Origin of the sequence: Streptomyces violaceusniger Tu 4113 (assembly GCF_000147815.2) — a bacterium.
Classification (GTDB): domain Bacteria; phylum Actinomycetota; class Actinomycetes; order Streptomycetales; family Streptomycetaceae; genus Streptomyces; species Streptomyces violaceusniger_A.
The window spans coordinates 1186121-1209857 of sequence record NC_015957.1; the positions used below are offsets into that span (position 1 = coordinate 1186121).

19 protein-coding genes are annotated in these 23737 nt (G+C 71.3%); 6 read left to right on the forward strand and 13 right to left on the reverse strand.

The genetic code is table 11. The annotated features are described in order from the left end of the window. Positions 1 to 262 precede the first annotated feature (262 nt). Both STRVI_RS05375 and STRVI_RS05380 read left to right on the forward strand, forming a co-directional pair. Entirely contained in the window at positions 263 to 982 is a 720-nt protein-coding gene (locus STRVI_RS05375) for a transglycosylase SLT domain-containing protein (protein WP_014054601.1), read from the forward strand. A gap of 145 nt (positions 983 to 1127) precedes the next feature. Next, complete coding sequence (locus STRVI_RS05380) at positions 1128 to 2771, forward strand: AI-2E family transporter (RefSeq protein WP_014054602.1); 1644 nt, start codon at positions 1128 to 1130, stop codon at positions 2769 to 2771. A 94-nt stretch (positions 2772 to 2865) separates the two neighbouring features. On the opposite strand, the gene STRVI_RS05385 is transcribed toward STRVI_RS05380, so the two are convergent. Both STRVI_RS05385 and STRVI_RS05390 read right to left on the reverse strand, forming a co-directional pair. Beyond that, positions 2866 to 3405 carry an alkyl hydroperoxide reductase gene (locus tag STRVI_RS05385; protein ID WP_014054603.1) on the reverse strand — a complete coding sequence of 180 codons (540 nt, stop codon included), beginning with the start codon at positions 3403 to 3405 and terminating at the stop codon, positions 2866 to 2868. A gap of 11 nt (positions 3406 to 3416) precedes the next feature. Next, on the reverse strand, positions 3417 to 3971 hold the full coding sequence (locus STRVI_RS05390; RefSeq protein WP_014054604.1) for a peroxiredoxin: 555 nt from the start codon (positions 3969 to 3971) through the stop codon (positions 3417 to 3419). A gap of 138 nt (positions 3972 to 4109) precedes the next feature. On the opposite strand from STRVI_RS05390, the gene STRVI_RS05395 reads away from it, so the two are divergent. Continuing rightward, positions 4110 to 5105 carry a hydrogen peroxide-inducible genes activator gene (locus STRVI_RS05395; RefSeq protein ID WP_014054605.1) on the forward strand — a complete coding sequence of 332 codons (996 nt, stop codon included), beginning with the start codon at positions 4110 to 4112 and terminating at the stop codon, positions 5103 to 5105. Between the two features lie 151 nt (positions 5106 to 5256). On the opposite strand, the gene STRVI_RS05400 is transcribed toward STRVI_RS05395, so the two are convergent. From STRVI_RS05400 to STRVI_RS05420, 5 genes are all read right to left on the reverse strand, one after another. Next, positions 5257 to 7668 (reverse strand): ABC transporter permease, encoded by a 2412-nt coding sequence (locus STRVI_RS05400; protein WP_014054606.1) that lies wholly within the window; start codon positions 7666 to 7668, stop codon positions 5257 to 5259. Beyond that, positions 7665 to 8351, reverse strand: coding sequence for an ABC transporter ATP-binding protein (locus tag STRVI_RS05405; protein WP_014054607.1), 687 nt, complete (start codon positions 8349 to 8351; stop codon positions 7665 to 7667). The genes STRVI_RS05400 and STRVI_RS05405 overlap by 4 nt, the downstream gene beginning before the upstream one ends. Then, complete coding sequence (locus STRVI_RS05410; RefSeq protein WP_014054608.1) at positions 8348 to 8872, reverse strand: PadR family transcriptional regulator; 525 nt, start codon at positions 8870 to 8872, stop codon at positions 8348 to 8350. Before STRVI_RS05410 ends, STRVI_RS05405 begins: the two co-directional genes overlap by 4 nt. An 87-nt stretch (positions 8873 to 8959) precedes the next feature. Continuing rightward, positions 8960 to 9310 carry a hypothetical protein gene (locus STRVI_RS05415; RefSeq protein ID WP_435532608.1) on the reverse strand — a complete coding sequence of 117 codons (351 nt, stop codon included), beginning with the start codon at positions 9308 to 9310 and terminating at the stop codon, positions 8960 to 8962. Then, a complete protein-coding gene (locus tag STRVI_RS05420) occupies positions 9256 to 10212 on the reverse strand; it encodes an SPFH domain-containing protein (protein ID WP_014054610.1) in 957 nt (318 codons plus the stop codon). The genes STRVI_RS05415 and STRVI_RS05420 overlap by 55 nt, the downstream gene beginning before the upstream one ends. Positions 10213 to 10454: 242 nt before the next feature. On the opposite strand from STRVI_RS05420, the gene STRVI_RS05425 reads away from it, so the two are divergent. Continuing rightward, complete coding sequence (locus STRVI_RS05425) at positions 10455 to 12680, forward strand: transglycosylase domain-containing protein (protein ID WP_014054611.1); 2226 nt, start codon at positions 10455 to 10457, stop codon at positions 12678 to 12680. A gap of 82 nt (positions 12681 to 12762) precedes the next feature. Beyond that, the gene (locus STRVI_RS05430) at positions 12763 to 13416 is read left to right on the forward strand and encodes a TetR/AcrR family transcriptional regulator (RefSeq protein ID WP_014054612.1); all 654 of its coding nucleotides are present in this window, start codon (positions 12763 to 12765) and stop codon (positions 13414 to 13416) included. Positions 13417 to 13471: 55 nt separating this feature from the next. Here the strand turns inward: STRVI_RS05430 and STRVI_RS05435 are convergent, their stop codons facing one another. The 6 genes from STRVI_RS05435 to STRVI_RS05460 all read right to left on the reverse strand — a co-directional run bounded on the left by STRVI_RS05435 (position 13472) and on the right by STRVI_RS05460 (position 22297). Further along, a complete protein-coding gene (locus STRVI_RS05435; protein ID WP_014054613.1) occupies positions 13472 to 15919 on the reverse strand; it encodes a SpoIIE family protein phosphatase in 2448 nt (815 codons plus the stop codon). Positions 15920 to 15976: 57 nt separating this feature from the next. Then, positions 15977 to 16696, reverse strand: coding sequence for a class I SAM-dependent methyltransferase (locus STRVI_RS05440; protein WP_014054614.1), 720 nt, complete (start codon positions 16694 to 16696; stop codon positions 15977 to 15979). A gap of 134 nt (positions 16697 to 16830) precedes the next feature. Beyond that, complete coding sequence (gene fomD, locus STRVI_RS05445; RefSeq protein ID WP_014054615.1) at positions 16831 to 17532, reverse strand: cytidylyl-2-hydroxypropylphosphonate hydrolase; 702 nt, start codon at positions 17530 to 17532, stop codon at positions 16831 to 16833. Between the two features lie 68 nt (positions 17533 to 17600). After that, a complete protein-coding gene (locus tag STRVI_RS05450) occupies positions 17601 to 19019 on the reverse strand; it encodes a class II fumarate hydratase (protein WP_014054616.1) in 1419 nt (472 codons plus the stop codon). A gap of 78 nt (positions 19020 to 19097) precedes the next feature. Next, on the reverse strand, positions 19098 to 21299 hold the full coding sequence (locus STRVI_RS05455; RefSeq protein WP_167543195.1) for a bifunctional polysaccharide deacetylase/glycosyltransferase family 2 protein: 2202 nt from the start codon (positions 21297 to 21299) through the stop codon (positions 19098 to 19100). Positions 21300 to 21436: 137 nt separating this feature from the next. After that, a complete protein-coding gene (locus tag STRVI_RS05460) occupies positions 21437 to 22297 on the reverse strand; it encodes a hypothetical protein (protein ID WP_150112881.1) in 861 nt (286 codons plus the stop codon). A 166-nt stretch (positions 22298 to 22463) separates the two neighbouring features. Between STRVI_RS05460 and STRVI_RS05465 the strand changes: the two genes are divergently transcribed. Then, complete coding sequence (locus tag STRVI_RS05465) at positions 22464 to 23558, forward strand: chitinase (protein ID WP_014054619.1); 1095 nt, start codon at positions 22464 to 22466, stop codon at positions 23556 to 23558. Positions 23559 to 23737 lie beyond the last annotated feature (179 nt).

Below are 23737 nucleotides of genomic sequence, written 5' to 3' on the forward strand. Positions count from 1 at the left end.
GTGGGTTCCGTCAGGCCCCGCATACGGCACACCGGTACCCCCAGCGGTACAGAACCACAGCAACACCAGAATTGAAGAGAGTTCGCCGTATGCCGCCCGAGCACCTCGAGGATCTCCCGCGGGAGATCCCCACCGGGCCCGTGCCTCCCGTGACCAGCCGACCCCACCGTGTACCACCGGGGACGGAACAAGGGGAGGCCAGCGTCAGGGGCACGATTGCGCCCGCGAGGTCACCTAAGCGGGCGAGCTGGAAGGAAACCGAGTGAGCCGGATTTCGGTCCGGGGATTCGCAGTGGCCTCGGCCACCGCGGTCACCACTGTGGGCGCCGTTGTCGGCGTCGCCGCGGGCGGACAGCAGCAGCAGGGCTCGTCCGACCCGATCGAGGCGACAGCCGCCGACTCGACGCTCCTTGCGGACATACCCGCCGGGCAGCAGGCCGTTGCCCAGACCGCATCCCTGACGCAGCAGGCGGACGTCCAGTCCACCGCGGCCGACGCGGAGGCGCGCAAGTCCGCCGAGGAGGCAGCCCGCAAGCAGGCGGCCAAGGACGCGAAGGCCAAGAAGGCCGCCGCGGACAAGGCAGCCGCCGAAAAGCTGGCCAAGGAGCGGGAGGCGAAGCAGAAGAAGGACGACGTCGCGAGCCGTTCGGCCTCGCGCGACGTCGGCGACTTCCCCCAGCAGGCCTCCTACACGATCTCCGAAGTCCAGTCGATGGCGCGGCAGATCGTTCCGAGTGGCCAGTTCCAGTGCTTCAGCAACATCGTGGACCACGAGTCCACCTGGAACTACCAGGCCAGCAACCCCTCGTCTGGTGCCTACGGTCTGGTACAGGCGCTGCCCGCCTCCAAGATGTCCTCGGCGGGCTCCGACTGGCAGACCAACCCGGCCACTCAGATCAAGTGGGGCGTGAACTACATGAACGAGCGCTATGGCAGCCCGTGTGACGCCTGGTCGTTCTGGCAGGCCAACGGCCACTACTGAGCCGATCGGACCGGGCCATCCCGGCAGCGGCGCACGCTCGCACACTTCACCAAACCCCCGGCCCATGGGCCGGGGGTTTGGTGCATCCCCAGCAGGTAACGTCTCCTTGACGGCCGAGGGGGAACCTGGGGGTAGGAAACGAGAAATGTCCAATTTGCCGCAGTGGGTCGGCAGGCTGGGAACCGGACTTACCCGGCTCGCCCACCGGCTGGAATCCCAACAGGCCGAGATGCGGGGGCGCGAGGGCGACGGCGACGCCGGCCCGAGGCCCCCGTCGGGGCCCGAACCATCCGAGGAACGCCCACGGGGGGCACGGCCGTCCGGGGGCGCGCCCGGCACCGGAGCGGGCCGGGACCAGGGCGCCGGAGCCGCACGGGGTGAAGCCGAGAGCGCCAGGGAGACTGAGGGCGCCGAGAGCGCCAAGAGGGCTGAGGGCCGGGAGAGTTCCGTGAGCCCGGGGAGTCCCGAGGGTCCCCGGAGTTCCGCGAGCCCCGAGGGTCCCCAGAGTGCCGAGGGCGCCGCGGGGAAGGGCGCGGAGGGCGCGGCTCCCCGGCCGGAGCCGTCCAGCGTGCCCGCCCCGCCCGCCTACGCCCCCGCCGTCTCCGCCAAACCCGATCCGGTGGACGCCGTCCCCTGGGGCGTCCGCGTCGCCGCCGAGGCGGCCTGGCGGCTGCTGGTGCTCGGCGGCACGGTGTGGGTGCTCATGAGGGTCATCAGCTCCGTCGAGCTGGTGGTGCTCTCCTTCACCGTCGCGCTCCTCATCACCGCGCTGCTGGAACCCACCGTGACCCGGCTGCGCAGGCGCGGTGTGCCGCGTGGGCTGGCCACCGCGCTCACCTTCATCGCCGGCTTCGTCGTCATGGGCCTGGTCGTGTGGTTCGTGGTCTGGCAGGTCATGGAGAACGTCGACGAGGTCTCGGGCGAGGTCCAGGCCGGTATCGACGATCTGCGGCGCTGGCTGCTGCACAGCCCGTTCCATGTGACCGAGAAGCAGATCAACCACATCGCCAAGAGTCTGCGCGAGGCGGTCGGCGCCAACACCGAGCAGATCACCTCGGCGGGGCTCGAGGGCGTCACGGTCGTCGTGGAGGTGCTGACCGGCCTTCTGCTGACGATGTTCTCCACGCTCTTCCTGCTGTACGACGGCCCGAAGATCTGGAGCTGGACCCTCAAGCTGGTCCCCGCCCCGGCCCGCGAGGGCGTGGCGGGCGCGGGTCCGCGGGCGTGGGCGACGCTGACCGCCTATGTGCGCGGCACGGTGATCGTGGCGCTGATCGACGCGATCTTCATCGGCGTGGGTCTGTTCTTCCTCCATGTGCCGATGGCGGTGCCACTCGCCGTCTTCATCTTCCTCTTCGCCTTCATCCCGTTGGTGGGCGCGGTGGTCTCCGGCGCGCTCGCGGTGGTCGTGGCACTTGTCACCCAGGGCGTGTTCACGGGGGCGATGGTGCTGATCGTGGTGCTCGCCGTGCAGCAGATCGAGGGCCATATCCTGCAGCCCTTCATCCTCGGCCGGGCGGTGCGGGTCCATCCGCTGGCCGTGGTGCTCTCGGTCGCCGCCGGTTCGCTGATCGGCGGCATCGGCGGCGCGGTGGTGGCCGTTCCCTTGGTGGCGGTCGTCAACACGGCGGTCGGCTACCTGCGCAGCTACAGCCAGGAGAACGCGCTGCGCGCCGTCCCCGGCCCGCACGGCGCCACCGCCTCCGGCGCGGCGCCCACCGACCCGCCGGACGCGCCGCCGGGGAAGGACGCCGAGCCCGGTAGCCCGGGCCCGGCCCGTGGCCGTTGAACGCCGAAGGGCGCCCCACCGATCGGTGGGGCGCCCTTCGGGTCTCCGCGACCGTGCTGGTCTCCGCGACCGAACGGTCTCGTGACCGAGTGGGTCAGCCGTTGGCGGCCAGGACGCCCTCGGCGTCCAGGGTGGCGCCGACCGCCTGGAGGACAGAGGCGATCTTGAAGGCTTCCTGGATCGTCTCGCGGTCCACGCCCGCCTTGCGGAGCACCTGCTCATGCGAGTCGAGGCACATTCCGCAGCCGTTGATCGCGGACACGGCCAGCGACCACAGCTCGAAGTCGACCTTCTCGACACCCGGGTTGCCGATGACGTTCATCCGCAGCCCGGCGCGCAGGTTGTTGTACTCCGGGTCGGACAGCAGGTGCCGGGTCCGGTAGTAGACGTTGTTCATCGCCATGATGGCGGCCGCCGACTTGGCGGCGGTGTACGCCTCCGGCGAGAGGTTGGCCTTGGCCTCCGGCTCCAGCTCGGTCAGCACCCGCGCCGAGCGCGAGGCGATCGCGCAGGCCAGCACGGTGCCCCACAACTGCTGCTGCGGAAGCTCGGAGTTGCCGATCACCGAACCGAGGTTCAGCTTGAGGTCCTTGGCGTAGTCCGGAAGCGCGGACTTCAGCTCATCGAGTGCCATGGGGAATCAGCTCACTCACCGGAGAGGAGGGCCACCGGGTCCAGGGTGTCCTCGCCCTTGCTCCAGTTGCAGGGGCACAGCTCGTCGGTCTGCAGGGCGTCCAGCACCCGCAGGACCTCCTTGGGGTTACGGCCCACGGAACCGGCCGTCACCATGGTGAACTGGATCTCGTTGTTCTGGTCCACGATGAACACGGCGCGCTGTGCGAAGCCGTCCTCGCCCTCGATGCCCAGGTCGCGCATCAGCTCGTGCTTGGAGTCGGCCAGCATCGGGAACGGCAGGTCGCGCAGGTCCGGGTGGTCCTTGCGCCAGGCGTGGTGGACGAACTCGGAGTCGCCGGAGAAGCCCAGGATCTGGGCGTCACGGTCGGCGAACTCCTCGTTCAGCTTGCCGAAGGCGGCGATCTCCGTGGGGCACACGAAGGTGAAGTCCTTCGGCCACGCGAAGACGATCTTCCACTTGCCCTCGTAGGTCTTGTGGTTGATCTGCTCGAACTCCTTGCCGCTCTCCAGCGACACGCAGGCGGTCAGGTCGTACTCGGGGAACTTGTCACCGACGGTGAGCACGCACACTCCTTGCAGGTATTGCGTAGGAAAGGCCCGGTCGTCCGGGTTTTCCTGGGGTTGGACGGTCCCACCTTGGCACAGGGTGCATTGATCAGTGAAATAGCTACACTCGGTGGGGTTGATTGGAGGTGGCTATCAGTGGCCGCATCAGCCACACCGGCGGGCAAACCACGGCAGCCCAGCATTTCCCAGCTCAGAGCCTTTGTCGCGGTCGCGGAGCAGTTGCACTTCCGCGATGCCGCGGCCGCCATCGGGATGAGCCAGCCCGCGCTCTCGGGCGCCGTCGCGGCCCTCGAGGAGACACTCGGTGTCCAGCTTCTCGAGCGTACGACGCGCAAGGTGCTGCTCAGCCCGGCGGGGGAGCGGCTGGCGGTCCGGGCACGCACCGTGTTGGAGGCGGTCGGGGAGCTGCTGGAGGAGGCCGAGGCGGCGCGGGCGCCCTTCACCGGCGTACTGCGGCTCGGGGTGATCCCGACCGTGGCGCCGTATCTGCTGCCGACCGTGCTGCGGCTGGTGCATGAGCGCTATCCCCGGCTCGATCTCCAGGTGTACGAGGAGCAGACCGCCTCGCTGCTGGACGGGCTGGCCCACGGCCGCCTCGATCTGCTGCTGCTCGCGGTGCCGCTCGGCGCCCCCGGGGTGGTCGAAATGCCGCTGTTCGACGAGGACTTCGTCCTGGTCACGCCGCGGGACCACTGGCTGGGCGGACGCGATGACATCCCCCGCGAGGCGCTCAAGGAGCTGGATCTGCTGCTGCTCGACGAGGGCCACTGCCTGCGTGACCAGGCCCTGGACATCTGCCGTGAGGCGGGCCGCGCCGAGGGCACCCCGGTGACCACCAGCGCCGCCGGGCTCTCCACCCTGGTGCAGCTTGTGGCGGGCGGTCTCGGGGTGACGCTGCTGCCGCGTACCGCGCTGCGGGTGGAGACCGGGCGCAACGACCATCTGGCCACCGGCGACTTCGCCGATCCGGCACCCGCCCGCCGGATAGCCCTGGCCATGCGGGCGGGCGCGGCGCGCACGGAGGAGTTCGAGGCGCTCGCGGAGGCGCTGCGGGAAGCGCTGCGGCCACTGCCGGTACGGGTCGCCGGCCGGTCCGCCTCTGGAGGGTCCGCCTCCGGCCGGTCCGCCTGAACACGCCGCCGGGGCTCGACCCGCCTGGACACGCCCCCGGGGCTCGATCCGCCTGGACACGCCCCCGGGGGCCGGTCCGCCTGGACATGCCGACGGGGGCCGTTCCCATGGTGGGGAACGGCCCCCGGGCGAAGTGGGGCGGTAGGGGTGCCTACTCCGTCCGCAGACCCTCCGGCCGCATCATCCGCCACAGCGGCGGCAGGCTGACCAGGGTCACCAGCAGGATCACGCCGCCGCCGATACCGGTCATGGCGCCGAGCCCGGCCCAGTCCACGGCCAGCGGCTGGCCGACCATCTTCAGCAGCAGCACGCCCAGTGCCAGCCCGCCCGCGAGCGACAGCGCCAGGCCCAGCACCACCGGGACCGCGGTCTGCCACAGCACCGACCAGCTCAGCGTGGTGCGCCGGGTACCGAAGGCCACCAGGACGGACAGCAGCCGCTTGCGCTCGCGCAGCTGCTCCAGGGTGGTCACGATCATGCTGGCCCCGATGAGCAGCAGGGTCGCGGTGGCGCCGATGAACAGGGCCTTGCGGATGACCGCGAACTGATCCGACTGCGAGGTGCTGCTGAGCCGCATGACATCCATGGCCGGGGAGAGCGCCGCGCTGGTGTTGCGCACGTACTCGGTCGCGTCCGGCACTTTCGGATCCATCCGCATCATGGCCACCGCCTGTGGCTTCCCCAGCTCGGCGACGTCGATGGCGCCGGGGGTGGCGAGGATGCCGGTGCGCTCACTGCCGATCGGGTCCAGCCGGGACTTCACCACCTTGGCCGAGCCGGGAATCGTCCACAGCTTCTTGTGGCGCAGGTCCGGCATGCTCTCGTCGTCGAAGGCGAGATTGACCTGGGCGCCCGGTTTGACGAACTTCTCCCCGGCCTCGTAGTAGTCGGGCGACGCGTCGACGAGGAAGACGTCGCCGTTCTTGCAGCTCGTGATGCGGGCCACCTCGCGCAGCGAGGGGCAGTCGGCGACGGTGAGGGACTCTACCGGGGCCGTCGACGGGTCGTCCTTGCTGTGGCGCAGAGCGGAGACGGAGCCGTCGGTGACACCGAGCATGTCGCGCACGCCCTTGGTCGCGCGGTACCGCGCGAAGGCGTCGCGGGCCTCGGCACCGTTGGACACCGGGATGTTCGCCATCAGCTGGGCGCGGTGCGGGTCCTGGCCGGTCGACTCGGTGCTCTGGGCCTCCACGCTGGCGAAGAGCATCTGGAGCGCGAGGGCCCCGGCCACGGCGACCGTGATGCCGCTGACCGCGCGCGAAGCGGTGCCGCTGCTGAGCTGGAGCCGGCGGGTGGCGAGCTGCCAGGGCACCGAGCCCTTGCCGCCGAACCGCTCCACCACGGCCTCGACGATCCAGGGCAGCAGCGCGGTGACGCCGATGAGCAGCAGGATGGCGCCGGCCGCGGCCTGGTACGCCTTGGCGTCACCGCCCGCGCTGCCCGCCTGGAAGCCGCCCGCGAGCGGCGCCAGCAGGGCTATGCCCAGGAGCGGCAGCAGCAGCCGCCACCACAGACGGCGGCGCTTGGGCCTGGCGTTCCGTACGACCCCCAGCGGCTCGATGGCGATACCGCGCAGGGCGAGGAGCGTGACCATGACGGCCGAGGCGGGCACGGCCACCGCGATCGCCAGGGCGAGCGGGGCGGTCGGCACGATGTCGGAGGCGAAGAAGCTGATGTCCCAGACCACGATCCCCTCGATGAACACGCGCACCAGCAGGAACAGTCCGGTGCCCACGGCCAGCCCGAGGAGGGAGCCGAAGAGCGACTCACCCGCGGCGATCCGCCGGGTCATATGGCTGTCGGCGCCGACCAGCCGCAGCGCGGCCAGCCGCCGGTCGCGCCGCTCACCGCCGAAGCGGGTGGCGGTGGCGATGAAGATGATCACGGGCAGCAACAACACCACACAGCCGATGATCACCAGCAGCAGCAGCGCGGGGTCGACGGGCTGGGGCTTGCCGACGTTCTTGGTGCCCCAGCGGTCGATGTGGTAGTCGGCGGCCACCCGGTCGAACGCCTTCTGGGTGATCCCCGCGTAGTAGCGCAGGTCGGTCGGGCCGGACAGTCCGTCGTGGGAGATGGTGCCGATGGTGCGGTAGGGGAAGCGGTCGCGCAGCAGTTTGCCGTCGTCGGAGTCGAGCAGCTTCTTCAGCGCGGGCGAGACCCACATCTGACCGGGGCCCGGGATATGGCTGATGCCCGGCGGCTGGGGCGGGCTGTCGCCGTCGGGCGACATCACCAGGCCGTCGATGTCCTGGTTGCGGTACGTGGTGCTCGCCGGGCCGAGGCGGATGGTGCCGGGGCCGGGCTCGGGGTCCTCCTGGAAGCCCAGCGCGGCGCGGGCGTCGGACCGCTCACCGCGCTCCTGGTACGCGGTGGGGACGGAGGAGGCCACCAGCAGCAGCGCCACCCCCAGGCCGACGCCCACCGCCGTCATGATCGTCCTGGCCCAGCTCTCCCGGCCGCCGGTGACCGCGAACCGGGCGCCCATGGCGAGGTCGGCGGCCCAGCGGGCGACGGAGGCGCGGGTGCGGGGCTCCTGCGCCGGGGCGTCCTGGCCGCTCATCGGACCCCTGCCATGTCCCGGGCCTTGCCGTCGCGGACCACGACCTCGCGGTCGGAGTAGGCGGCGACCCGGGCCTCGTGGGTGACCAGCACCACGGCGGTACGGGACTCGCGGGCGGCCTCGGTCAGCAGCTCCATGACGCGCTCGCCGTTGAGCGAGTCCAGCGCGCCGGTCGGCTCGTCGGCGAACAGCACCCGCGGCGCGGTGACCAGCGACCGGGCGACGGCGACCCGCTGCCCCTGGCCGCCGGAGACCTCGCCGGGCCGCTTGTGGGCCACGTCCGCGACCTCCAGCCGCTCCATCCAGGACTCGGCGCGGGCCTCGGCCTCCTTGCGCTTGGTGCCGTTCAGCCGCAGCGGCAGGGCGACGTTCTCCACACAGCTCAGCTCGGGCACGAGCTGGCCGAATTGGAAGACGAAGCCGAACTCGCCGCGGCGCAGACCGCTGCGCTCGGTGTCCGACATGGCGGTCAGCTCGCGCCCGTTGTAGTGGACGGTGCCGGCGTCCGGCCGGACGATCCCGGCCAGGCAGTGGAGGAGCGTCGACTTGCCGGAGCCGGAGGGGCCCATGACGGCGACGACCTCGCCGGGGTGGATGGAGAAGTCCGCACCGTCCAGCGCGGGGGTGTGACCGTACGTCTTGTTCAGGGACGTGGCGATCAGCAAGGAGCCTGCCGGGGTCATGAACGCACCGCCTTGGCGAGTTGGCCGAGGCGGGCGGCGGTGAGTTCCAGCCAGCGCAGATCGGCCTCGAGATGGAAGAGGGCGTGGTCGCAGATGAGTTGGTCGCTGAGGTCGCCTTCGCGCTTGCGCTGGGTCAGTTCGCGCATCAGCCGCAGATGTTCGGCGCGTTGGACGTCGAGGAGATCGGCCGCGTCGCGCCCGGTGAGCAGGGCGATGACGACCTTGGTGTAGAGGACCGACTGGAGATAGGGCTCGGGCTTCTCCGGCTGGGTGAGCCAGTGCTGCACATCCGTGATGCCCGCGTCGGTGATGGCGTAGCGCTTGCGCTCCGGGCCACCGCCGTGCTCGATGCCGTCGACCTCCACCAGGCCGTTCTTCAGCAGCCGGGACATGGTCGAGTAGACCTGCCCGTAGTGCAGCGGGCGGTCGTGTCCAAATCGTTCGTCGAAGGCTCTCTTGAGGTCGTAGCCGTGGCGCGGGCCGCCCTCGAGGAGTCCGAGCAGGGTGTGGCCAATTGACATGCCCAGCACTCTACATCATGCGTATACCTGAAGTGTATAGCTGCACTGCGGGATGCGTTGCCGCAGGTCAGGGAGGTGTGAGCAGGGTCAGGGCTGGTTCGGTGTGCGGCCGGGGCTCTCCGGGCCCTCGGAGGGGCCCCCGCCCTCGGGGCCCTCGGCGGGCCGCCGCGGCGGGCGGCCCCGGCGCGGGATCGGGCGCACCGCGCCGGGCAGCCGGCCCGCGTCCGCGAGCGCCTTGCGCAGCAGGAACTCGATCTGCGCGTTGGCGCTGCGCAGCTCGTCGTTGGCCCAGCGCGCGAGCGCGTCATGGATGGCCGGATCGAGCCGCAGCAGCATCTGCTTGCGCTGCCGCGGCTGCCGACCCTTCGGCCCGCTCTCGTCGGTCACTGGTACAGCGTGCCCGTGTTCAGAACGGGCTGCGGGGAGCGGTCCCCGCAGAGCACCACCATCAGATTGCTGACCATCGCGGCCTTGCGCTCCTCGTCCAGTGCCACGATCCCCTCCTCGGTGATCCGGGCCAGCGCCGCCTCGACCATGCCGACCGCGCCGTCCACGATCTGCCGGCGGGCCGCCACCACCGCGCCCGCCTGCTGGCGCTGGAGCATCGCGGAGGCGATCTCCGGGGCGTAGGCGAGGTGGGTGAAGCGCGATTCGATGATGTGGACCCCGGCCGCCTCGACCCGGGCGTGCAGTTCGATGGCGAGCTTCTCGGTGATCTCCTCGGCGTTGCCGCGCAGCGACAGGGCGCCCTCGTCATGGGCGTCGTACGGGTACTCGATGGCGATATGCCGCACGGCGGCCTCGGTCTGGGTGGCGACGAACTCCAGGAAGTCGTCCACCTCGAACATCGCCTGGGCGGTGTCCTCGACCCTCCAGACGACGACCGCGGCGAGCTCGATCGGGTTGCCGTAGGCGTCGTTGACCTTGAGGACCGCCGTCTCGTGGTTGCGCACCCGGGTGGAGATCTTCTCGCGGCTGGTGAGCGGGTTCACCCAGCGCAGCCCGTCGGTGCGGATGGTGCCGCGGTAGCGGCCGAAGAGCTGGACCACCCGGGCCTCACCGGGGGCGATGGTGTTGAGGCCGCACATGGTGAGGATCGCGGCGACGATCACCACGATGCCGGAGACGATCAGCAAGGTGGACCCGGCGCCCTTGTGGTCGGAGGCGACGGCGGCCCCCGCGAAGATCAGGCCGACCCCGCCCGCGAATCCGGCCAGACCCCCGAGCAGGGCCAGCCCGCCGCTGACGTTGTGCGCGGGCCGCTCCCGGACCTTCGGCTCCGGAAGGGCCGGTATATCGGCCTGGTCGGTGATGCCCCCGGTGGAGGTGGCGTCGGACATGGATGGATCCCCGTTTCCGTTCGGTGGTGCGGTTGCGTTCTCGCGTTCTAGTGCGTCCTATCAAAGTGATAGCACATTACGTGCTCCTGGCAACCCTTGGCACCCGTAAGCCGTCAGTTCCCTTGGAGTGGGTGCTTTTTGTCACCTTCGGAAAAAGCTAGATCGATGAGCATTTGAGGGTTGTTGCGGTGTTAGCTTCATGAGCTGACCTGGGGGGCTTATGGACTGGAGCGGCGGGAGCGATGGGTAGAGCGGAAGAGCGACGCGCGCGGCAGAAGGGCGCTCGCCGAGCCAAGCGGGCGGCGAAGTCGGGGGGCATACGCCGCTTCTTCACCTGGAAATGGGTGCTCGGCTACGTCCTGGGGTTCTGCGCGTTGCTCATCGGGGCGTTCTTCGTCCTCTATCTGTGGGTCGATGTTCCGCCCGCCAACGCCGCGGCCAAGGCGGAGGCGAACATCTACAAGTACAGCGACGGCACGATCATGGCGAAGACGGGTGACGTCAACCGTGAGTCCGTACCGCTGTCCAAGATCCCCAAGAAGGTGCAGCACACCTTTGTCGCCGCCGAGAACAAGGACTTCTTCAGCGACTCCGGCGTCTCGTTCACCGGCACCGCCCGCGGTCTGATCAACACCGCGCTGGGCCGGGGCAAGCAGGGTGGGTCCACCATCACCCAGCAGTACGTCAAGAACTACTACCTGAGCCAGGAACAGACCGTCAGCCGCAAGCTGAAGGAGCTGGTCATCTCGCTCAAGGTCGACCAGCAGAAGTCCAAGGACTACATCCTCGCGGGCTACATCAACACCAGCTACTACGGCCGCGGCGCCTACGGCATCCAGGCCGCCGCCCGCGCGTACTACGACAAGGACGTCGAGGACCTCAGCGTCCAGCAGGGCGCCTATCTCGCGTCGGTGCTCCAGTCGCCCAGCCAGTACGACTGGTCGGCGGCGGGCCCCAACGGCAAGCGGCTCGTGAAGGCCCGCTGGAACTACGTCCTCGACAACATGGTGGAGAAGGACTGGCTGCCCAAGAGCGAGCGCGAGGGCATGAAGTTCCCGGTGCCCATCGAGCCCCGCCCCATCCCGGGCCTCGACGGCCAGGCGGGCTACTTCGTCGATTCCGCGAAGAAGGAGCTGTACAAGGCAGGGGTGGACGAGAACGAGTTCGAGGCCGGCGGCTGGACGGTCACCCTCAACATCGACCGGAAGAAGCAGAAGGCGCTGGAGAAGGCGGTCCGCACCGAGCTGACCGACAAGCTGGACCCGAAGAAGCGCAAGGTGGACGGCGACGCTCAGGTGGGCGCGGTTTCGGTGGACCCCAAGTCCGGCGGCGTCGTGGCGATGTATGGCGGTGCCGGTGCGACCGAGCACTGGACCAACAACGCCACCCGCTCGGACTACCAGCCCGCCTCCACTTTCAAGCCGCTCATCCTCGCCTCGGCCCTGGAGAACGGCTCGGCCACCCAGGACGGCACGCCGATCACGGCGAGCACCATCTACGATGGCACCAGCAGGCGGCCCGTCAAGGGCAGTGACACCGCCTTCGCCCCGCCGAACGAGGACAACAAGTCCTACGGGCCCATCTCCGTCCAGAAGGCCATGAACAACTCGGTCAACTCCGTCTTCGCCCAGATGGCGGTGGACGTGGGGCTGAGCAAGGTCAAGGACACCGCCATGGACCTCGGCATGGACGGCAGGGTGGACAACGGCTTCGACGTGCGCCCCGCGATGTCGCTGGGCGTGATGGGCGCCAGCCCCAAGCAGATGGCGGGGGTCTACGCGACCCTCGACAACCACGGCAAGACCGTCACCCCGGCGATCGTGAAGTCCGCCGAGAAGGGCGATGAACGGCCCCAGTTGCCCGATCCGGTCAACGGCCAGTCGATAAGCCGCGGCGCCGCCGACTCCGTCACCTCCGTCCTCACCGGAGTGGTCGACGACGGCACCGGCCAGGCGGTGCGGCAGCAGGGCCAGGCAGTCGCGGGCAAGACCGGCACCTCGGACGACAACAAGTCGGCCTGGTTCTCCGGCTACACCCCCGACCTGGTGACCTCCGTCGGCATGTTCGGCGAGGGCGAGAAGAAGCAGGTGTCGCTCAAGGGCACCGCGGGCGGCGGCCGGGTCAATGGCGGTGGCTTCCCGGCCCAGATCTGGGCCGCGTACACCAAGACCGCGCTGAGCGGCCAGAAGGCCTCGAAGTTCGACCTGGACACCGACATGGGGGCGGCGGTCAAGCCGCCGCCGTCGCCGAGCACGAGCGACACCTCGGAGTCGCCGTCGTCCAGCCCGTCGGCGAGCGAGTCCACCAGTGAGTCGCCCTCGTCGTCCCCGTCGGCCAGCGAGTCCACGAGCGAGTCGCCCACGTCGTCCCCGTCGGGGTCGCCGTCGGACGACGCCTCCCCGAGCGCCCCCGACCCGTCGAGTTCGTCCTCGGCCGAGGGCGGCTTCCTCCGCAGAGACCAACAGTGACGGCCCGGTGCGGGCGTGCCCCTCGGCACGCCCGCACCGGACCGCATGGCCGGAAAGGCCACTGCACGTAGAGTGGGCCAGCATGAGCGATCAGCCGCCGAAGAACAGCCGCCTCCGCGACGCCGTCCGCACCCAGGCCGAGATCCTGGACGTAGCGACCCGGGAATTTGCCGAGCGCGGCTACGCCGGGGCCCGCGTGGACGAGATAGCCACCCTCACCCGCACCACCAAGCGGATGATCTACTACTACTTCGGCGGCAAGGAGCAGCTCTACATCAAGGTCCTGGAGCGCGCCTACACCGGTATCCGCGAGGCCGAACAGGCCGTGGACGTCACCGGTCTGGACCCCGCCGAGGCCATCCGGCACCTGGCCGAGCTGACCTTCGACCACCACACCGCACACGCCGACTTCATCCGGCTGGTGTCCATCGAGAACATCCACCGGGCCGAGCACCTGACCAAGTCCGAGACGCTGGCCAAGGCGGGTACCCCGGTGATCGACCTGATCTCCGGGATCCTCGCCCGCGGCCGTGAGCAGGGCGTCTTCCGCGACGACACCGACACGGACGCCGTCGACGTGCACATGATGATCAGCTCGTTCGCCGTCTTCCCGGTGGCCAACCAGTACACCTTCGGCACCCTCTTCGGCCGCGACCCCCTGGACCCGGAGCGCCGCGCCCACTACCGCCGGATGCTCGGCGACATGGTCGTGGCCTACCTCAGCGCGAGGTCCTGAACCGTACGGCCCCGCACCGGGCGGCCCGGGACCGTACGCCTCACGACCGTGCGCCTCACGGCATCGCGAGCTCGAACCAGACGACCTTGCCCGTGGACAGCCGGGTCGCGCCCCAGCGCCGCGCCATCCGGTTCACCAGATACAGCCCGCGGCCGCCCTCGTCGGACGGCCGGGCCTGGCGCAGCCGCGGCAACTGGGGGACGTCGTCCCCGACCTCGCAGCGCAGGACGTCCGTGCGCAGCAGCCGCAGGGTGATCGGCCGCTCGGCGTAGCGCACCGCGTTGGTCACCACCTCGCTGACCAGCAGCTCCACCGCGTCGGTCAGATCCTCCAGGTCCCAGCGGGCCAGTGCCCGGCGGGCCAGTCGGCGCGCCTGCCCGGCGGTCTGCGCCTTCGGGTCCAGGAACCAGTAGGCGACATCGCTGGGCGCGATGCCCTCGAAGCGGGCGGCGAGCAGCGCCACGTCGTCGTCGCGGTCGCCGGGGCCGAGCATGTCCAGCACCTCGTCGCACAGCGGCTCCAGCGGCGGCGGGTTGGGGCCGGTGAGCCGGGCGGTGGCGGTCAGCCGCTCCCGCAACTGCTCGATCCCGGTCCACACATCGCGCATCCGCGATTCGACAAGACCGTCGGTGTAGAGCATCAGGGTGGCCCCGGCCGGGGCGTCCAGCTCGACCGCCTCGAAGTCGACCCCGCCGACCCCGATCGGCGCCCCCGGCGGCACCCGCAGCACCTCGGCGCGGCCGCCCCGGTGCAGCAGAATGGGCGGCGGATGGCCCGCGTTGGCGACCACGATGCGGTGCGCGACCGGGTCGTAGACCGCGTACAGACAGGTGGCCATGCGGTCGGTGCCCAGCCGCTGGGCCTGCTCGTCGAGGTGGTGCAGCACCTCCTGCGGCGGCAGATCGAGCCCGGCCAGGGTCTGCGCGGTGGTGCGGAGCTGGCCCATGATCGCGGCGGAGGTCATCGAATGGCCCATCACATCGCCGACCACCAGCGCCACCCGGTTGCCCGGCAGCGGGATCGCGTCGTACCAGTCGCCGCCGACCCGCGCGGTCTCGGCCGCGGGCAGATAGCGGCTGGCCAGCCGGACGCCGGTGGGCTGCGGCAGCGAGTCGGGCAGCATGGTGCGCTGCAGCTCGTCCGCGATGTACACCTCGCGCCCGTAGAGCACGGCCTTGTCGACGCCGAGCGCGGTGTGGGTGGCGAGCTGCGCGGCCACCAGCAGATCGTCCGGTTCGAACGGCGGCCGGTCCGGGCGGCGTACGAACACGGCCGCGCCGATCACCCGGCGGCGGCCGCGCAGCGGCGCCAGCACGGTGCGCTGACCGGTCGCCACCGAGGGGCCCTCGCCGAGCAGTTCCGGCAGCGCGGCGCGGGCGGCCTGCGAGTCGCCGAACACCGGCCGCACCCCGCGCAGCACCTCGGCCAGCGGACCGCCCGCCTCCACCTCGCACAGCTCGGCGGCCGGGCCGCCGCCCACGGCGGGCGACAGATCCGGCTGGGAGGGCAGCAGGGAGAGCCGGCCGCTTTCGGTGTCCGGGTCCAGCGGGATCCGGTCGGTGCGGCGCAGCCGCAGCACCACCGGGCCGACCGGGCGCTCGTCGCCGACCGGCAGCGGATCGCGCAGATATACCAGGATCGCGTCGGCGAAGGTGGGCACGGTGGCCCGGCACAGGCCCAGCACGATCTCGTCCAGGTCGATGCCCCGGGCGATCCGCCGGGTCGCGGCCCCCACGAACCGCAGCCGGTCGCCGCCCCGGTCGCGCGTGGCGGCCTCGGCGGCGGCGGTGCCGCTCGCGGGCGGCACCGTGGGCACTCCGCCCTCCGGAGCGCTGTACGCCACCTCGCCCGCGGCGGCGGCCGCCGCGTGGGTCTCACCGGCCCGCTCCGGGTGCTCGCCGGCACCGGCTCCCCGGCGCGCCACTCCCCGGCCCCGGCCGCCGCTCTGGGCGGCCGGGGGCTGTTCATCGGGGCCGGTGCCGCCGCTCGGCCCTCCGGGCCGGCCCGACGCGCCTCTTGCGGCATTGCGATCCGCGTCCCACACAGGCTCGCCCTCCGGTGTGCCGTGCTCCGGCTGCGCCGGGTGCTCGCTCTCCGCCGTGTTCCGGCGCTCCCTGCCTCCGCCACCGCGCGCCGCGGCGGCGCCTCCCTGCCCGTCGGTGCCGTCGGCTCCGCTCCGGCCACGGCGCCCGCGCCCCGTCCGGTCGGCGCTGTCGCCGCGCTCGGGGGCGCCGCCGCGCTCTCTGGCGCGCGGCACGGGCTCCCCTTCGGGGCCCGGGGGTCCGTCATGGGCCGCCGGGCCCGCGGGGCCGGCGCCGACCGGACGGGGCTCAGCAGGACGCGGGCGGCCGCCGCCGGGCTCCTGGCCGGGGGCAGCCGTCTGCCGCACGGCGGTCCGCGGGTCCGGGACCGCGCCGTGCGCGTCGTCGGGCGCGGGCGCGCCCGGGGCGGCGGCAGAGGTGGCCGCCTGCCGCCTGTTGTGGGAGGTGGGGTGCTCCGTCACGCGTGGGTTTCCATCCGTCCGGGGCCGTGCGCCCGCAGGTCGTGGGCGCACCGAGTGTCAGGCACGTCGTCGGCAGTTCAGATAGAGCTGGATCTCGGGTGGTACGTCCGTGCTGGCCGGGGCGTACGCGTGTGAGTCCTCCCCGAGGATCTCGAAGCCCGCTTCACGTACGACCTGGCGCAGCTCGTCCCGCAGATAACCGGATACCCGGACCGAGTTGCCGAGGAACGGGATGGGGAAGTCGTCGATGTCCGCCTCCACCATGCCCAGCCCCAGCAGCCCCCCGGGTCTGAGCACCGCGTGCAGGGTCCGCAGTGCGTACGGGATCTCCGGGCGGGGCAGCAGCAGCAGCGTGAAGTAGCCGGCGATGCCGTCGAAGGGGCCGAGCTCCAGGGGGCCTCCCGGGCCGTACCGTCCGCCCACCCGCAGATCGACGATGTCCACATGGTGGAAGGTGGCCTCCGGCACATTGTCCCGGGCCAGCTTGAGCATCCCCGGGGAGATGTCGATCCCGACCACCTCGTGCCCCGCGTCCACAAGCTGACGGGCCGTGGGCAGGCCCGTACCGCAGCCGACGTCGAGCAGCCGGGAGCCGGGCGGCAGCGATTCGGCCAGCCACTGACCGGCCGCGATCTGGCCCTCCTTGTACGGAAAGGCCTCGTCATAGCGGTCGCTGATGGTGTCGAAGGCGTCCGCCTGACCGCTGCGGTCCAGTGCGAGGCGGTCGAAGTCCTCGTAGCCCTCGTAACCGTCCCTGCACGCGTCCTCACCGCTCACGACTCCGCCCCCTCCTGTGACAATACGTCAGATCTTGTGCGTCGCCCGTGACTTGCGCCGGCGTCTGGTGTCCCGCATGGGCAGTGTTCCGGACGACGATCCTACGTTTGAAACACTGGGACACGACAAGAGGTTCATGACCTCGAGTGTGCCGAGGTGTGCTTCTTGTCCGTACGGCCCCAGTCCGCCGGAAGGGCGGGCACGGACCATGCGGGGTCGGGCCGCCAGTCCTCCCATCCGTCCCGGAACGGCGGTCCCCAGGACTCGATGGCCGCCACGGCCGCCCGGCCCGCGGTCCGGACCCGCTCCGCCTGCTCGGGGCCCATCAGCCCGGCCCGCTGCGCCTGCGCGAACTCGTCCTCGTCCTTCCATTCCCAGCTATGGTCGGGGTAGACCGCGATGTCCAGGAAGTGGTCCTCGGAGTCCACCCCGCGGGCCCAGCGGACCAGCGGCTCCTCCAGGTTCACGTACCAGTTCTTGAACTGCCAGCCCTGGTCCCAGAACAGCCACACCGACCACGGCTCGCCGGGCCGGGCCAGCTTCAGCACCCCGGTGCCGAACCACTGGGACAGCGCGGTGGTCCGCGGCTTGGTGTAACGGGTGGACAGCGGCTCGTGGTGCACCGAGGTGCCGTCGGTGAGCTGCGGTTTGACGCAGGGGGTGCCGGGGGCGAGCCAGACGGCGAGCAGCTCGGCGGTGTCCTCGACGACGGTCACGGGACGGCAGATGTGGATGAGCTCGGAGGCGTTGGCCCGATAGCGCCACAGGATATGGTCACCCGGTGCCCACCGGGCGATGTCCGCCGTCCCCGTCGTCTCCGCGATGTCCGCTGTCATGAGCAGATCTTAGGTGCGCCGGGGCCGCGATGCCGTGACCTATGCCGCAACCGGTGGCCAACGCCCGGCTAAGGATGTGTCATGCGCAGGACGTCGAGCGCCTCGTCCAACTGCTCCAGGGTCAGCAGCCCGCGCTCCACATAGCCGGACTCCAGCACCACCTCCCGGATGGTCTTGCGCTCCGCCAGCGACCGCTTGGCCACCTTCGCCGCCTCCTCGTAGCCGAGGTAGCGGTTCAGCGGGGTGACGATGGCCGGCGAGGACTCCGCGTACTCTCGGGCCCGCTCGACGTTGGCGGTGATCCCGTCGATGGTGCGGTCCGCGAGCAGCCGGGAGACATTGGTCAGCAGCCGGATCGACTCCAGCAGATTCCTGGCGATCACCGGGAGCATCACATTGAGCTCGAAGTTCCCGGCGGCCCCGGCCATGGCGACGGTGGTGTCATTGCCGGTGACCTGCGCCGCGACCATCAGCGTGGCCTCGGGGATCACCGGGTTGACCTTCCCCGGCATGATCGAGGAGCCGGGCTGCAGATCGGGCAGCGCGATCTCGGCGAGCCCGGTGCGGGGGCCCGACGCCATCCAGCGCAGATCGTTGGAGATCTTGGTGAGGCCGACCGCGATCGTCCGCAGTTGCCCGGACGTCTCGACCAGCCCGTCCCGCGCGCCCTGCGCCTCGAAGTGGTCCCGGGCCTCGGTCAGCGGCAGCCCGGTGGTGCGGGCCAGCTCGGCGATGACGGCGGCGGCGAACCCGGGCGGGGTGTTGATCCCGGTGCCCACCGCCGTACCGCCCAGCGGCAGCTCGGCCAGCCGGGGGAGCGCGGCGCGCAGCCGCTCGATCCCGTACCGCACCTGGGCCGCGTAGCCGCCGAACTCCTGACCGAGGGTCACCGGAGTGGCGTCCATCAGATGGGTGCGCCCCGCCTTGACCACCTCCGCGAACTCGGCCGCCTTGCGCTCCAGCGCCTCCGCCAGATGGGCCAGGGCCGGGATCAGATCGCGGGTGACGGCCGCGGTGGCCGCGATGTGGATCGACGAGGGGAAGACGTCGTTGGAGGACTGGCTGGCGTTCACATGGTCATTGGGGTGCACCGGACGGCCCAGGCGCTCGGTCGCCAGGGTGGCCAGCACCTCATTGGTGTTCATATTGGACGAGGTGCCGGAGCCGGTCTGGAAGACGTCCACCGGGAAGTGATCGTCCCAGCGGCCCTCGGCGACCTGAGCCGCCACCTCCGCGATGGCCCCCGCGATGTCCTTGTCCACCACGCCCAGATCCGCGTTGACCAGGGCGGCCGCGCCCTTGATGCGGGCCAGCGCCTCGATATGCGCCCGCTCCAGCCGCTGCCCGCTGACGGGAAAGTTCTCCACCGCCCGCTGGGTCTGGGCGCGCCACTTGGCGTGCGCCGGGACCCTGACCTCTCCCATCGAGTCGTGCTCGATGCGGTAGCCCTCCCGGGGGCTGTCGTCGCGGTGGCTCTCGTCGGTCATGGGGACACCTCCGTCCAGCACAGCGTCATCACGCCACCCCGTGTTCCCGCGCCCGCCGTGCCGAACAAGTGAGCCCGGTCACCGTACGGCCTCCGGCGCCCGCGGCGTGTCCACCTCGCCGGTGCGCTTGAGCTTCTGCCACGGCAGCAGGGCGCCGGTCGCCGCGGTGACACAGGAGTGCAGCAGCACCAGATACATCAACTGGCGGTAGGCGATCTGCTGCAGCGGCAGTACGGCCAGTGCCCGGTAGTCCTCCCGGTCCAGCCGGAACGCGTACGCCGCGCCCAGGAGTTGCACCAGCAGCAGCGCGCCCCAGGCCAGCAGCGAGCGCACCGGGTCCAGGAAGATCACCCCGTAGAGGGTGAAGAGGTCGATCAGCGGCGCGCACAGCGGGGTGAGGATCTGGAACAGCACCACCAGCGGCATCCCCACCCGGCCGAACCGCCCCGAGGGCCCCCGGTCGATCAGCGAGCGGCGGTGCTTCCACAGCGCCTGCATGGTGCCGTAACTCCAGCGGTAGCGCTGCTTCCACAACTGGCCGAGGGAGCTGGGCGCCTCGGTCCAGGCGCGGGCGTGCTCCTGGTAGACCACCTGCCACCCGGCCCGGTGCAGGGCGATGGTGATGTCGGTGTCCTCGGCCAGGGTGTCCGCGCTCATGCCCCCCGCCTCCAGCAGCGCCCGGCGGCGGAAGGCGCCGATCGCGCCGGGGATGGTGGGCATGCAGCGCAGCAGGTCGTACATCCGCCGGTCGAGGTTGAAGCCCATCACATACTCGATGTGCTGCCAGGCGCCGATCAGCTTGCCCCGGTTGCCCACCTTGGCGTTGCCCGCGACCGCGCCCACCCGCGAGTCGGCGAACGGACGGACCAGCTCACGGATGGTGGTGGGCTCGAAGACGGTGTCGCCGTCCATCATCACGATCAGCTCGTGGCCGGCGTGGGCGATGCCCCGGTTGAGCGCGGCGGGCTTGCCCGCGTTGGCCTGGCGCAGCACTCGCACGTTGGGCAGCCCCATCGCCTCGGCGATATCGGCGGTGCCGTCGGTGGAGCCGTCGTCCACAACCAGGATCTCGATCGGGTGGGTGGAGGCGGACAGCGACCTCAGGGTGTTGGCGATGCACTCCTTCTCGTTGTACGCGGGCACGATCACGCTCACCGGATCGGTCACCTCCTGCACCCGGCTCCAGCGCCGCCGCTCCCGCGAGCGCCGGTGCCACCAGGCGAGGAGCACCATCAGCAGCAGCCGCCCGATCACCGAGAAGCCCACCAGGCCCAGCAGCCCCATCAGGAACGGGAGCGCGTCGTGGGTGAACGCGGCGGCCCAGATCAGCGCCCGGCCCTCCCAGATCGGCAGGGTGTGCGCCGGGTGGTTGGCGCTGTGGGCGCCGAGCGCGCCGGTGACGGTGGTGAAGGAGTAGCCCTTCTTCTGCATCCGCTCGATGTACAGCCCCAGGGCCGTCACGGTCCGCGCGCGGTTGCCGCCCGCGTCGTGGAAGAGCACGGACGCGCCCTTCTTCCCCTCGGGAGTGGCGTTCTGGACGATCTCCTTGACCGGGGGCCGCTGCCAGTCCTCGCTGTCGGCGTCCACGAACGCGCTGATGTAGCCCTTGGAGCCGATGTGCTGCTGCACCGGCCAGGTGCGGTCGTCCAGCGCGCGGACCTTGGAGGCGTACGGCGCCCGGAAGAGCGAGCTGGTGATGCCCGCCGCACCGGCCAGGGCGAGCTGGGACTGGGCCAGTTCGCGGTCCATGCGCCCCTTGTCCTGGTACGACAGGTCGACATGGGAGAAGGTGTGCACCCCGACCTCATGGCCCGCGGCCCGCATCCGGCGGACCAGCTCCGGATGGCGGATCACCATCTGGCCCAGCACGAAGAAGGTCCCCCGCACCTTGTGGCGGCGCAGTACGTCGAGGATCTTCGGGGTCCAGCGGGGGTCCGGGCCGTCGTCGAAGGTCAGCGCGATGGTCCTGGACGGGATGGCGTGCTCGGTGGCCTTCCCCTTCCGGCCGAAGGTGATCACCGGCCCGCCCTTGCGCAGCCGGTCGGGGACGGTGCGCGAGGCGTGTGAGCGGTACACCCGGGCGTCGTTGCCGACCTCGGCGTGCAGATAGCCGTCCAGCAGCAGGGTGCATACCAGCGCGAGCAGGGTCGCGAGGGCGAGCACCATGCGGGTGCGGGTACGGAGCTTTCGCAGCTTGACGGTACGGAGCTTGGGAGTGTGGCCGTCAGCTTTGGACAGCTTGGGGGTGCGGAGCCTGCCCGTGAGCCTGAGCCTGCCCATGACCCGGAGTCTGCCGGTGAGCCTCGCGGCGCGGCGCCCGGAGCCGGTCAGCCGGAACGCCGTGCGGGACGAGCCGTCCTGACGGGGCGCGGGGGGTCGGCGGCGCGGCCTGGGCAGCCTCGGCGGTCTGCCGCCGGTCATGACCCCTCGCCGTCGGCTTCGGGGGCGCCCGGCCCACCGGCCGGGGCGCCGCCTCCGGCGGGCCCCTGGGGGCCCTTCGGGGGCTTGGGCGGGTCGGCCTGCGGGGGCTTCTGGGTCTGGGGCTTCTGGGGGGACTTGGCGTGGCCGGGCTTCGTGGTGCGGCCGGGGGCCTGCGGGTGGCCGGAGCCCTTGGCCGGTGGCTCGGCGGCGTCGGAGTGCTTCTTCGGCGGGGTGTGCGACGCGTCCGCGGGGTGCTTGGCGGACGGGTGGGCGGCCGGATGCGAGGGCGCGTGGGCGTGCTTGCGGTGCTTGGCGGGCCGGTGCCCCTCGGCGGACTCGCGGGCGCCGGGGCGGGGGTGCGCGGGGGAGTGCCGCGGCGCCGCGCGGTGGGCCTTGGGCGGGGCGGGCTGCGGAGGCGCGGGCCGCGGCCGGGTGGTGACGGGGGGAAGGGCGATGGGCTGCCGGGCGGACTGGGGCTCCGGGCGCTCGGAGTCGTACCGGTGGCGCTGATGCTGACGGTGGGTCGGCGCGTACTCGTACTCGTCGTCGGGCCGCTCATGCGATCCGGAGGGCCCCGAACGCCCCTCCGGGGTGTGCTTCGGCTCCCGGCCGAACGCCTCGGTGGCGACGGGATGCCCGGGGATCAGCGTCTGCGGCGCGAATGGCGTACCGCCCGCGTAGCCCAACCCCAGGACCGCCGAATAGCCGAGGCAGGCGGCCCCCGCGACTACGCCCACATGTCGTACGAATCGGCCACGGCGCCCGGAGAGGTCCACGAACACGGGCCCCTTCCGGGCCACGTCAGCGCGGAGGGGACGCGAAGGCGCGCGCTCGGCCACATCTGACTGAGGATCCATACGGAAGAGGCTAATGCAGAAAATACGACATGCGACATATAAGTCAAACATGCGGTGTGTCATAGTTCAGTAGGCTTCACTGAATATGCGAGGTTTGGCGCGGAGAACGGCACGGGCGGCGCAGCCCCCGGCGCCTCGTACCGGACCTCAAGAAGGAGCCAGAGCCATGAGGGCCAGCCCCCGCATGAGCGGAATCGCCGTGGCCGGCGCGGTGGTCTGCGCCACCATCGCCGTATGGGCGGGACACCACAAGCAGTCGCCCGAGCCGCACGCCGCGCCCTCACAGCCGCAGGCGTCGCAGCCCCCCGCGGCACGGACGCCCGCCGAGTTCGTGCCGTACGTCAACGCCTGGTCGGACTCGGCGTACGACATGGCCGCCGCGGCCGCGCGCGGAGTCAAGGAGTTCACGCTGGGCTTCGTCGTCGCGGGCGACGGCTGCACCCCGGCGTGGGACGGCGGCACCTCGCCCGAGGACCCGGCGCTCGAGGCCCGGGTCGAGGGCGTCCGCCGGGCGGGCGGCGACGTACGGATCTCCTTCGGCGGCGCCGAGGGCACCGAGCTCGCCACCGTCTGCACCGACGTCCCCGAACTCGCCTCCGCCTACACCGAGGTGATCGAGCGATACCAGGCGCACCGGATCGACTTCGACCTCGAGGGCGAGGCGCTCGCCAACACCGAGGCGGCCGCCCGCCGCGCCCAGGCGCTCGCGCTGATCCAGCGCACCCACGAGGGCCTGAACATCTCCTTCACCCTGCCCGCCATGCCCGACGGGCTGACCGCCGAGAGCGTCGCCCAGTTGGAGGCCGCCAAACAGGAGGGGGTCATCCTCTCGACCGTCAACATCATGGCGATGAACTACAGCGGGGACCATACGGGCGACATGGGCGACTACGCCGTCCAGGCGGCCACCGCCGCGCAGGCCCGGATCCGCGAGGTGCTCGGCATGTCCGACGCCGCCGCCTGGAAGGTGCTCGCCGTGACGCCGATGATCGGGGTCAACGACGTCACCGGCGAGACCTTCACGCTGGAGGACGCGTCCGGGCTGGCGCGGTTCGCCGCGGACAAGGGGATCGGACGGCTGTCGATGTGGTCCGCCGAACGCGACCAGCCGTGCACCCCGGAAATGACCCAGTCGGCCACCCCCGCCGCCCCCACGGCCGGTGCCGCGGGCCCCGAGACGGCCGAGAACGTCGTCCCGAACACGCGCTGCAGCGGCGTCCTCCAGCGCCCCGGCGCCTTCGAGGCAGCACTGAGAGGCTGAATGCCCAGCCCGTCCCGCCTTTGGACGAGCCCCGCCCAGGCCCCTGTCCCAGCCCGTCCGGCGCTTGAGGACAGGGCGGTCCCGGGTAATCCAGCCCGTCCGGCGCTTGAGGACGAGTCCCGCCCAGGGCCGGTCGGCGGTCCAGGGGGCGGAGCCCCTGATCCAGCCCGTCCGGCGCT

Excerpts from the sequence above, each read along its gene's own strand:
- STRVI_RS05380 (WP_014054602.1), top strand. The coding sequence starts at position 1,128 with ATGTCCAATTTGCCGCAGTGGGTCGGCAGGCTGGGAACCGGACTTACC.
- STRVI_RS05385 (WP_014054603.1), bottom strand. The coding sequence starts at position 3,405 with ATGGCACTCGATGAGCTGAAGTCCGCGCTTCCGGACTACGCCAAGGAC.
- STRVI_RS05400 (WP_014054606.1), bottom strand. The coding sequence starts at position 7,668 with ATGAGCGGCCAGGACGCCCCGGCGCAGGAGCCCCGCACCCGCGCCTCC.
- STRVI_RS05405 (WP_014054607.1), bottom strand. The coding sequence starts at position 8,351 with ATGACCCCGGCAGGCTCCTTGCTGATCGCCACGTCCCTGAACAAGACG.
- STRVI_RS05410 (WP_014054608.1), bottom strand. The coding sequence starts at position 8,872 with ATGTCAATTGGCCACACCCTGCTCGGACTCCTCGAGGGCGGCCCGCGC.
- STRVI_RS05420 (WP_014054610.1), bottom strand. The coding sequence starts at position 10,212 with ATGTCCGACGCCACCTCCACCGGGGGCATCACCGACCAGGCCGATATA.
- STRVI_RS05425 (WP_014054611.1), top strand. The coding sequence starts at position 10,455 with ATGGGTAGAGCGGAAGAGCGACGCGCGCGGCAGAAGGGCGCTCGCCGA.
- STRVI_RS05430 (WP_014054612.1), top strand. The coding sequence starts at position 12,763 with ATGAGCGATCAGCCGCCGAAGAACAGCCGCCTCCGCGACGCCGTCCGC.
- fomD (WP_014054615.1), bottom strand. The coding sequence starts at position 17,532 with ATGACAGCGGACATCGCGGAGACGACGGGGACGGCGGACATCGCCCGG.
- STRVI_RS05450 (WP_014054616.1), bottom strand. The coding sequence starts at position 19,019 with ATGACCGACGAGAGCCACCGCGACGACAGCCCCCGGGAGGGCTACCGC.
- STRVI_RS05455 (WP_167543195.1), bottom strand. The coding sequence starts at position 21,299 with ATGGGCAGGCTCAGGCTCACGGGCAGGCTCCGCACCCCCAAGCTGTCC.
- STRVI_RS05460 (WP_150112881.1), bottom strand. The coding sequence starts at position 22,297 with ATGGATCCTCAGTCAGATGTGGCCGAGCGCGCGCCTTCGCGTCCCCTC.
- STRVI_RS05465 (WP_014054619.1), top strand. The coding sequence starts at position 22,464 with ATGAGGGCCAGCCCCCGCATGAGCGGAATCGCCGTGGCCGGCGCGGTG.